Genomic DNA, 10061 nt, shown 5'->3' with positions numbered 1-10061 from the left:
ATTACTCATTACTCATTACTCATTACTCATTACTCATTACTCATTACTCATTACTTTAAATCCGTCGTAGAACGACGGGGCTTTTACCCATTTTTTTGGTAATGCTCAAGCCGCGAATACTTTTATTAACAAATGTCCATTTTTCCTAAACCGTTAGTCGCTGTTGTTTGTGTAGTACTAGACCGTTTAAAGTGGCTCTGTTATCTAGCACAATCGCATTTATCAGTAACTATGTGCTACTCCAAGAAATCAATTAATTTTAGTCTGGTTTAAGCTCAAAGATTTAGCTTATAAAACTAGCTCGGCAATTAAAATTCAAGACGTTACTATGTTTATCGCCTAGTTGTTTGGCGCGCAGGATGGTATAGCCGCGCTATTGCTTGTGATAGTTGCGTAAGTCCTGTTAAAAATCAAATAGGTTTCCTAATTTTTACTATTTGAATTTAGGTTTAATTGGGTGGTAACTCCAAACTCATTTCACCCAACAACCCCTTGCGAAAATCTGTTAAAAGTTGCCTTGCTGCTCGCTCTACATCACCTTTGTAACGATGCTCTGCTAAAGCGTGTAAATAGGTATCTCCGGTGTCTGATGTTGAATCGAGTTGGTAGCGAGACTGTAATGGTTTTTTTGGTAATAAATCTCCTGCTACAGGTTCTAAATAGTTGAGTAAATCCACTAAGGCTGCTGCTACTAGCTGGTTATCGTAAGATGCTTCACCGATATCATCACAAATAGCTAATTTCAAGGCTGCATCTTGGTCTTCTAATCTTAGAGGAATGACACCAGGAGCATCTAGCAATTCTAAATGTTCGGAAATTCGCACCCAGCGTAGTTGGCGAGTTACCCCAGGACGGGCTGCACTTTCCACGACTCGCTTTCCTAACAGGCGATTAATTAAAGCTGATTTACCGACATTGGGAAAACCAATCACCACAGCCCGCACTGGACGGGGTAACATCCCGCGATCGCTTCTTCTTTGATTTAGCTCTACCCCAGCGGCTTGCGCTGCCCGCGCTACTTCTGCTATACCTTTCCCATGTTGAGCATTGGTAAAATAGGGGACTTCTCCTTGACGTTTAAACCAATCGATCCATAGCGATCGCATTTGTGGCGTAATCATATCTACTCGGTTAAGTATCAACACCCGTTTTTTACCTTCTACCCACTCACCTATTTGGGGATGGTGAGTCGCTAAGGGAATCCGAGCATCTCGTACCTCAAACACCACGTCTACGCGCTTTAGTTGTTCTTTGAGCTTCCTTTCAGCTTTTGCAATATGACCTGGATACCATTGAATTAGGTTTAATCTATAGTTTTGAGTTATAGCCATAGTTAATTACCAAATAAATTATTATCACTTATCAATTATCATTCACTATGGCTTGATGTAAAATCAGACGATTGCCATCAGGGTCATAAGCATATATTTCTCTGCCGTGGGAAGCAATGGAAATGTCTCCTGGTGGAGGATAGCTCAAAGCAGTTAGGTGAGCGATCGCATCTTCTAAGTTATTCACCTCTAAACACAAACTTATCTTACTTTTGGCGATGGCTTCAAATTCCAATTCGTTTGTGTTCTTTGGTTTAAAAATACCTAATTGCATACTAACTAAATTAAACTCAGCATAGACATTCGGAATCAAAGTAACTGGTTTTTGCTCCAGGAATTTGGTATAGAAATTCACTAAATTATCAAAATTAACCGATGCTATGGTAACAAATGCGTTAGTGTACTCGAAAACCATATAAGCCTTAAGTGATTTGCTTTTTTTGAGATTCTCACTTTTCTAAAGTTCTTACACTCAGCACTTGCGGTGGTGTCGAATCTGGTGGATAAATCACATCTACCTGTACTATCCGCTGAGTCGAAGGTGGAAGTACAAGCTGCACTAATGGTTCTAACACCTGACCAGTTCTATGCCATAAATGTATGTAGCGCGTCTTTTGTTGACCTTGGTCATTAAAATAGCGTAGCCGCACTGTACCACGGAAGAAAGGAAAATCTAGCGATGGTTTGCGGAAACGTAAACCACCTTGGGATAATTTATCTTCCTTTAAAGGTGTTTCTAAAGTAACAGTCACGGTCTGGTTTTGGTTGGTATTGTTACTTAAAGGTAAGGTGAGTTTATATTCCACCCCATAATTACCATGTGCTTCATAAGCCGTATCTGGATACCGTACCAGCATTTTGGCCGTTTGGATTTGTTGAGTGCCTAATCGACCACTGAGCAATGTGTCTAAAGCATAAGAAATAGCTTTGCCACGCTGGGGAATAGTCAGATTTTTGGTTTGGGGATTATCTACCAATTTTGCTTTCCACTGGGAACCACTAGATACACCAGCTACACGCCCATAAATCAGTGCGCCACTGGTAGCATTTAGAGGAGTAGGGGTTTTATCTCTTGGCCCAGCAAAGTTCCCGGTATTTAGTAAAGCTTGCCATTCTGCAAGAGTGGGTGGGCGGTCTGTATTATCAGAATTTTTCTTAGCAAACATTGCTAAACTTGCCCCATAAACTTGATCGCTACTATGCAACCGCATAAAGCTAGAACGACCATTCACTGGCTTTTCTAGATTCCGTACAGGAATCGGATGATTTAATAACATCCGGCTTTGCCCTGGCGGAATTATCAGCTTTGCGGGAAAATCTGCTTGTCGAACACCTCGGAGTACATCACTAACAGCACGAGCGCCTGGGCCTGAGTAAGTCTTACCATCGTTATTTTCTATGTAGGGAGATAAGGTGACAAAGGGTGCATCCTGCATTAAATAACTTGCGGCTTGCAATACATCTACTGTTACAGGTTTTTTACCAGGGTTATACACAATTACGCCTAAGTACAGCGTTTGTAAATCCTTGGGAGTGTGGGTGTAATGGTGAGCGAATAAGTCAAAGCGTCCCTGAAAGGGAAAATTGAGATGCGCTGCTGGAACTTTTTTACCGTTTGGAGGAAAGGTAGAAAGTAAAATACCCTCAGTTTTAATCCATTCTGGGCTATTGCTGTTAAAAACGGGTATTTTATCTAACTTGCCAGGTAAGGCTCGAACTTCTCCTGCTTGAACAATTTCTTGAGGTGCTGGCTTTGGTGAAGTTTGAGCGATCGCTGAATTATTTTTATGAGTTGTGCATCCAAAGGTTTGAGTTATGGCAAGTCCTAATAGAAGTGTAAATACAGATGATGGGAATTTAGCCAGCATAGATTTGATCGTCAAGAAAGTTGTGGTATCAAAGATTAGAAGTTATTACTACAAGTTCCTTGAAGGGGATTTCTGAGAATGCGTAGGAACAAAATATTGTCATACGCTCAATATTTGGTATCAGTTTAAAGCTAATAAGGGATGCGGCACACCAGCATCAGATTCTATAAAAATTTGAATTTGAGAACGTTCAGTGATTGTAGAAATAAAATTAAGATAAGCTAAAAAACATCTAATTTGCATAATCGAATTAAATATAACTCTTGTGGGATGGGCATCTTGCCCGTCCAGTATATGCAATTTAAATGTGGAACAGCTTAATCAGTCATTTATGCAAAAATCTGCTGTAAATTTAAAACAAAACCAGGAAGAACATCTTCACCCGATAAACTTGTGGGAGATTGTAAAACTTCTGGTGCAAGATTTGGGCGATAAATTATTACTTGTTTATCTTTAGGATTTATTAACCAACCCAGTTGTAAGCCATTCGCTAAATATTCCTCCATTTTGGCTTGAGAATCTTCCACATCATCAGTTTCAGAAACCAATTCCACTGCAAAATCAGGACACAAAGGGAGAAATTTCTTTCTTTGTTCTGGGGTAAGAGCATCCCATCTTTCTATCCTTATCCAAGAAGCATCAGGTGAACGAGTTGCCCCATTTGGCAATTTAAACCCAGTAGAAGAATCAAAAGCTTTTCCAAGCTTATTCTGATTGCTCCAAAACCATATCTGACCTAATAAATCAAAATTCCGGTTTCCCGTTTCTCCCCCAGTCGGTGACATGATAATTAATTCCCCTTCAGCAGTTAATTCTAGTCGTAATTCTTTATTCACAGCGACAATCTGTGCAAATTCCTCATCACTAAATTGCAGATTAGAAGGTAATTGTAAGGTTAAAGCAGTCATAATTAATTGCGCTCCACAAAAATCCTAGTTCCATCAAACCCATGTCCTGCTAATAGGGAAGATTTAGCCTCTACCTCTACTTTAGGAATTCCCCCCAACAAATGCCCCATTGTTTTATTTTTTAAAACAATTTTGGGGTAGGTAATAGGGGTGAGAGACTGAATGAGAAAACAAAATCTCTAGTATGTATAGTAATCCTATCTGATTTGTGAAAATTCTCAGTGTGCAGATCCCCGACTTCTCAAAGAAGTCGGGGATCTAGCTTTTCACGAATGATTTAGGATTGCTATATAGTGTTATATAAATCACTAAATACGTAGACTAAATTTTTGCATTCCAGACTATCCGTTGCCATTGTGTCTCATAGGGTAAATTAGGTTTATCCCATGAGAGACAATAACCTCTCGATTTTGCGGTTAGTTTTGTAAAGGTAACGAGCGCGGAGGGATTTGAACCCCCGACCCACAGAACCGGAATCTGTTGCTCTATCCACTGAGCTACGCGCCCTTAATCTTTAATATTATAGCACGTCTGTGATAAAATTCGTAGCTTTAAAGATAATTAGCTGGGTCTACGGGTGTACCATTGCGACGGACTTCAAAGTGGAGATGAGGGCCAGTTGAGAAACCTGTAGAACCAACAGCAGCGATCGCTTGTCCGCGTTCAACTGCTTGTCCTTCAGAAACATATAACTCACTGGTATGCCCGTAGAGTGTAGTCATGCCATTACCGTGATCGATAATTAGCGCTCTGCCATAACCACCATACCACCCAGCAAAAATTACTGTTCCTGAATCCGCTGCCCGTATTTTACTACCATAGCTGGCGGCAAAATCCAACCCGGCATGAAAGCGACGATAACCAAGAATAGGGTGTACCCGCCAGCCAAAGGGACTGCTAGTAGAAGCATCGCTAGGATATGCCATTACACCAGTTCCCCGAATGATGATACCTGTTCTGCTGTTGGTTTTTCCTTGGGCTTCTGCTACCTTTTGTTGAATCAAGACTTCCAAATTTTTAGATTCTCTTTCTAGCTGATTTTGCGCGGCTTCTAAGGCGAGGCGATCGCTATTCAGGCGTTGAATCAATTCTGATTGTGATTGCGCCTGGGTTTGATAATCGGCTTTTTGTGCCAACAGTTGCTCGCGAATTAAGCCAATTTCATTTTTTTGCTGTTCTACTTCCGTTTTTTGTTTATCAATTGAGTTTGCTTGGGTGTTGAGTTTTACCAAAATTTTTTGATCTGCTTGAAACACTAACTTCAACTGATGACGACGGCTGAAAAAGTCGCTGATATTTTCACTTTCAAGCAAAACTGCCCATCCCGCAAAAGCAGGCGATCGCTGAAGATAACGCAATCGTGCTACTGTTGCAATTTGCCGCTCCTGATATGAACGTTCTGCCACATCTAAATCGGTTTCTAACTGCTGGAGGCGTTGGGTAGCGAGTTGTAATCGTGATTCGCTCTCTAGAAGATAGCTATCTGTAGTTTGCAGATTTTGCTTTAAACCAGTCAAGTGTTTTTGGGCTTCTTGTTGGAGATTATTCAAGCGATCGCGCTCTCCAACTACACCCTGACGCTGCTGGTTCATTTGTTGCTGCTGTTGTCGTAGAGTATCAATAGACCCTGTAGACGTTGCGTCGGCTGGAATTAATCCCAAACAAATCCACAAAATACAGCAAAATGCAATAGATAAACAGCAATAAATCTGCTTTTTTCCGAGAAATCGCCCTCTCATAGTGCGAACCTAACTAAAACGATGCTTTCAAACACTATGAGGATTATTCCCAAAATTTAATTCATCCACGCCAACACATTATTAAATTGGTATGCCAAGTTGTAACACAAGGATTCCAGCTATGTCAGCATTGAGCAGGTATGTGAGCAGGGGAGCAGGGGGAGCAGGGGAGCAGGGGAAAAGGTTAAAGGTTAAAGGGAAAAGGAATAAATTTAATTCTTTCCCCTTTTCCCCTTACCCCTTTCCCTTTCCCCATTCCCAATGCCCATTAATTATAATTAGCTTTCCAATTTGCCAAATCAGCTAAAGAGCGATCGCGGTAACGTCCATAACGCTCTGGTTTACTTTTGATTTTCATTCCTAAATCGGGGAAAATCCCAAAGTTCGGCGGCATTGGTTGGAAATGCTTCGGTGAAGCGGAACTAATAAATTCTAATAACGCACCCATCATGGTTGTTGGTGGTAAAACCAAAGCTTCTTTACCCAAGGCTAACCGCGCTGCATTAATTCCCGCCAAGCAACCACCCGCAGCCGCAGCAGTGTAACCTTCAGTACCAATCAATTGTCCAGCGGCTAACAATGTCGGACGCTCTTTAAATTGCAAGGTAGGATGCATTAATTGGGGAGCGTTAATAAAAGTGTTGCGGTGCATCACTCCCAGCCTGACAAACTCTGCTTTTTCTAAACTGGGAATTAATTGAAAGATTCGCTTTTGTTCGCCCCAACGCAGATTTGTTTGAAATCCTACCATGTTCCACAGTTGACCAGCTTTATCTTCTTGTCGTAACTGCACCACAGCATAAGGACGTTCCCCTGTGCGAGTATCTGACAATCCCACTGGCTTCAGGGGGCCGTAGCGCATGGTATCTTCCCCGCGCTGGGCTAGTTCTTCTATGGGTAAGCAAGCTTCAAAAAATTTCGCCGTTTCTCGTTCAAAACCCTTGAGTTCTGTTTGTTCAGCTTTACAAAGTTCTTCCCGAAAGTGCAAATACTGCTCTTTATTCATTGGGCAGTTGAGATAAGCGGCTTCACCTTTGTCATAACGTGATGCCATAAAAGCAATGTCACGATTAATCGATTCTCCGACGATAATCGGACTGGCTGCATCAAAAAAGCTCAGGTATTCCATCCCCGTAAAGCGTTGCAAATCTTCTGCTAGATCGGGACTGGTTAAAGGCCCGGTTGCTAAAACCACAATCCCTTCAGGAATGGCAGACACTTCACCCCGGCGAAATTCAACTAAAGGATGACTCGCTAAAGTTTCAGTTAAATCTTGGCCAAATTGTCCCCTGTCTACGGCTAGCGCCCCACCAGCCGGAACGGCGTGTTCATCAGCTTTTGAGATGACAATCGAACCGAGTTGGCGTAACTCTTCGTGCAATAATCCCGCCGCGCGATCGCTTGCCATTGCCCCAAAGGAATTACTACACACTAATTCTGCTAAATGTTCTGTATGATGAGCCGGACTAAATCGCTTTGGACGCATTTCATGCAGAATTACTGGCACTCCAGCTTGGGCTATTTGCCAAGCTGCTTCTGTCCCAGCTAGTCCACCTCCAATTACTTGTATCGGTTGTGTTTCCATAGTTAAATTTTAATTCCCATATTATAAGTATCCATCAGCATTACAAAAGTAAAATTAAATCAAAAGTGATGTTAAAACCACAACCAGTGCAAATAAAGTATTGACCCAATTGTAACGTTGAGACTAAACTCTCAAGGTTTTTTACAATCGATTTTGCCATAACATGAAAAGCCACCGGCAACGCTGGGCTGAACATTTTCCAACTGACACACTGCCAGGAAGTGCGATCGCGTTCTCAGATATTGGCTAATTGCATTAATCAAAAAAGTAGGACGTTTTGTATAAAACCTTGATTTTTCCTTTTTCCAGATGATACATTCAGTATGCATTCAATTATTAGTTAAAAATGCGTAATTTGGACGTGATTTATGACTAAAAACAAAATCAAAAATAAGGTCGCTTTAAATCTAGCTCCAGTTATGTTTATTGAGGAAGTAACAGATGATGAAGAATTAAAAAGTGTATACGGTGGCGAAACACCTCCTGATTCAGTACTAAACACTAAGATTATTGCTGCTCTTGAAAATCGCGGTATTCCAATTTATAACGATCCTAACAACCCAAGTACATTAACAGAAGAGGTGGTGTCTGCTTTCAAAGGAGTTTCGGGTAATGAGACGTAGTAGATACAAACGATTTCCATTAACTATAGCAACATGCAATACAAGGGCGTGTTTTCAAACACACTCTATTCTCAAAAATAGGCTAATCTAAGTAATTCTGGAATTATACAAATGGCTTATCAAAGTCATTTGAGATTGTAATCAAATCTTTGGCACTACCAAATAGCAGCAGTTTTCACCAGTCCATGCTTGGGAGCGTGTTTAACTTTGGTAACAGACAATAGACTTCTTGGCATTGTGGGAAAAAGAGGAAGGGGTAAAGGGTAAAGGGTAAAGGGTAAAGGGTAAAGGTATGGAATTTTTCCTTACTTACCCTTTAACCTTTCCCCAATATCTTGCAAAAGTTATTTTTGCAAGATGTCTAATCAACCCAACAAATTAACAAACACAAGCTTGTCTGAAAGAAAAGCGATCGCTATCCCCAAAAAAAATTAACATTAACCTTAGAAGTGTTAATTTTTCATCACATAAACTCATGGGTTACTACATCGCTCCCCGCTTTTTGGACAAACTTGCTGTCCACATCACCAAAAATTTCCTGAAGCTTCCTGGCGTGCGAGTTCCCGTGATCCTGGGTATTCATGGACGCAAAGGAGAAGGTAAAACATTTCAATGTCAATTAGTCTTCGAGAAAATGGGTATCGAAGTGACTCACGTATCTGGCGGCGAATTAGAAAGTCCAGATGCGGGAGATCCAGCGCGGTTGATTCGGTTGCGCTATCGGGAAACAGCTGAACTGATCAAAGTACGCGGCAAAATGTGTGTACTGATGATTAACGATTTAGATGCCGGTGCTGGACGCTTTGATGAAGGCACTCAATATACTGTAAACACGCAGTTGGTGAATGCCACACTGATGAATATTGCTGATAATCCCACAGATGTGCAGTTACCGGGAAGCTATGATTCCACACCCTTACATCGTGTGCCGATTATTGTCACAGGTAATGATTTTTCTACCCTCTATGCACCGTTAATTCGGGATGGACGGATGGAGAAATTCTACTGGGAACCAGATAGAGATGACAAGGTGGGAATTGTCAAGGGGATTTTTGAACCAGATGGACTGTCACAAAAAGAAGTTGAACAGCTAGTTGATACTTTTGTCAATCAGTCTATTGACTTTTTTAGCGCTTTGCGATCGCGCATTTATGACGAACAAATCCGCAACTACATTCATAAAGTAGGTTTTGAGCAGATATCTTTAAATGTAGTTAACAGCACTCAAGGGCCACCAGAATTTAAAAAGCCAGATTTTAGGCTGTCTCACTTAATCGAGTCTGGTAACTTCCTGGTTGGTGAACAAAAACGGGTGGAAAGTTCCCATTTGGTTGATGATTACAATCGACTAAATCGAGGTAGAAATTCTCAATCCGCACCACCTGCTGTTGTCACACCAACTAGTCAGCCGTCAAATGGCGCAACCAAAGAAGTAAAAACTAATCAATTTCAGAAACAGCAAGCATCAAGTGCCCATTTAACTTTAGAGACACAAGAACAGATTCGGCAATTATTGTCTCAAGGTTACAAAATTAGTATTGAACACGTAGATGAGCGCCGTTTTCGCACAGGTTCTTGGCAAAGTTGTGTTCATAGCCACATTGATGCCGAGTCTGATGCCATCTCAAATTTAGAGGCAACTTTGTCAGAATATAGCGGTGAGTATGTGCGCTTAGTAGGTATCGATCCTAAAGCCAAGCGGCGGGTGGTGGAGACAATTATTCAGCGTCCAAATGGAAACAATTAGGGGCAGATGCAGCAGAATCCGGGAGTTAGAAATCGGAAATTAAATCGACGGTTAGAAACTGCATCTAAACAGACTAAACCCGCCCACGCGGGTTTAAAAAGCTTTATTTTTCATCCACTCATTACTCCTTACTCATTACTCCTTACTCATTACTCATTATTCCTTACTCCTTACTCATTACTCCTTACTCCTTACTCATTACTCCTTACTCATTACTCATTACTTTAAAGCATTGCGTGAAGCACGGGGCTTCTCTACGA

Annotated in this window: 8 protein-coding genes and 1 tRNA gene; 2 read left to right on the top strand and 7 right to left on the bottom strand. The window is 41.3% G+C overall.

Annotated features, from left to right (window positions below):
- Positions 1-449: 449 nt before the first annotated feature.
- From ylqF to trmFO, 7 genes are all read right to left on the bottom strand, one after another.
- Positions 450-1331 (bottom strand): ribosome biogenesis GTPase YlqF, encoded by an 882-nt coding sequence (gene ylqF, locus RMX69_RS29135; protein ID WP_289798396.1) that lies wholly within the window; start codon positions 1329-1331, stop codon positions 450-452.
- Positions 1332-1362: 31 nt separating this feature from the next.
- A complete protein-coding gene (locus tag RMX69_RS29130; RefSeq protein ID WP_322639512.1) occupies positions 1363-1746 on the bottom strand; it encodes a VOC family protein in 384 nt (127 codons plus the stop codon).
- A gap of 34 nt (positions 1747-1780) precedes the next feature.
- Positions 1781-3199: a DUF3370 domain-containing protein gene (locus RMX69_RS29125; protein ID WP_322639511.1), complete on the bottom strand. Its 1419-nt coding sequence runs from the start codon at positions 3197-3199 to the stop codon at positions 1781-1783.
- A 329-nt stretch (positions 3200-3528) separates the two neighbouring features.
- Positions 3529-4107 (bottom strand): Uma2 family endonuclease, encoded by a 579-nt coding sequence (locus RMX69_RS29120; protein WP_322639510.1) that lies wholly within the window; start codon positions 4105-4107, stop codon positions 3529-3531.
- 434 nt (positions 4108-4541) lie between these two features.
- A tRNA-Arg gene (locus RMX69_RS29115) sits at positions 4542-4614 on the bottom strand.
- A gap of 44 nt (positions 4615-4658) precedes the next feature.
- On the bottom strand, positions 4659-5846 hold the full coding sequence (locus RMX69_RS29110) for a murein hydrolase activator EnvC family protein (RefSeq protein ID WP_322639509.1): 1188 nt from the start codon (positions 5844-5846) through the stop codon (positions 4659-4661).
- Between the two features lie 268 nt (positions 5847-6114).
- Complete coding sequence (gene trmFO, locus RMX69_RS29105) at positions 6115-7431, bottom strand: FADH(2)-oxidizing methylenetetrahydrofolate--tRNA-(uracil(54)-C(5))-methyltransferase TrmFO (protein WP_322639508.1); 1317 nt, start codon at positions 7429-7431, stop codon at positions 6115-6117.
- A 368-nt stretch (positions 7432-7799) separates the two neighbouring features.
- On the opposite strand from trmFO, the gene RMX69_RS29100 reads away from it, so the two are divergent.
- Together RMX69_RS29100 and RMX69_RS29095 are read left to right on the top strand one after the other, a co-directional pair.
- Positions 7800-8054, top strand: coding sequence for a hypothetical protein (locus RMX69_RS29100; RefSeq protein ID WP_289798390.1), 255 nt, complete (start codon positions 7800-7802; stop codon positions 8052-8054).
- A gap of 475 nt (positions 8055-8529) precedes the next feature.
- Positions 8530-9801 (top strand): ribulose bisphosphate carboxylase small subunit, encoded by a 1272-nt coding sequence (locus RMX69_RS29095; RefSeq protein WP_289800069.1) that lies wholly within the window; start codon positions 8530-8532, stop codon positions 9799-9801.
- The last annotated feature ends 260 nt before the right edge of the window (positions 9802-10061 follow it).

The sequence above is a fragment of the Nostoc sp. EspVER01 genome, from assembly GCF_034530635.1.
Lineage (GTDB): Bacteria > Cyanobacteriota > Cyanobacteriia > Cyanobacteriales > Nostocaceae > Nostoc.
The sequence above is the reverse complement of the archived record's forward strand: the minus strand, read 5'-3'. Positions and strand labels throughout refer to the sequence as shown.

What these genes read in the sequence shown, in the direction of transcription:
- ylqF (WP_289798396.1), bottom strand. Translation starts at nt 1,331, where the DNA reads ATGGCTATAACTCAAAACTATAGATTAAACCTAATTCAATGGTATCCA.
- RMX69_RS29130 (WP_322639512.1), bottom strand. Translation starts at nt 1,746, where the DNA reads ATGGTTTTCGAGTACACTAACGCATTTGTTACCATAGCATCGGTTAAT.
- RMX69_RS29125 (WP_322639511.1), bottom strand. Translation starts at nt 3,199, where the DNA reads ATGCTGGCTAAATTCCCATCATCTGTATTTACACTTCTATTAGGACTT.
- RMX69_RS29120 (WP_322639510.1), bottom strand. Translation starts at nt 4,107, where the DNA reads ATGACTGCTTTAACCTTACAATTACCTTCTAATCTGCAATTTAGTGAT.
- RMX69_RS29110 (WP_322639509.1), bottom strand. Translation starts at nt 5,846, where the DNA reads ATGAGAGGGCGATTTCTCGGAAAAAAGCAGATTTATTGCTGTTTATCT.
- trmFO (WP_322639508.1), bottom strand. Translation starts at nt 7,431, where the DNA reads ATGGAAACACAACCGATACAAGTAATTGGAGGTGGACTAGCTGGGACA.
- RMX69_RS29100 (WP_289798390.1), top strand. Translation starts at nt 7,800, where the DNA reads ATGACTAAAAACAAAATCAAAAATAAGGTCGCTTTAAATCTAGCTCCA.
- RMX69_RS29095 (WP_289800069.1), top strand. Translation starts at nt 8,530, where the DNA reads ATGGGTTACTACATCGCTCCCCGCTTTTTGGACAAACTTGCTGTCCAC.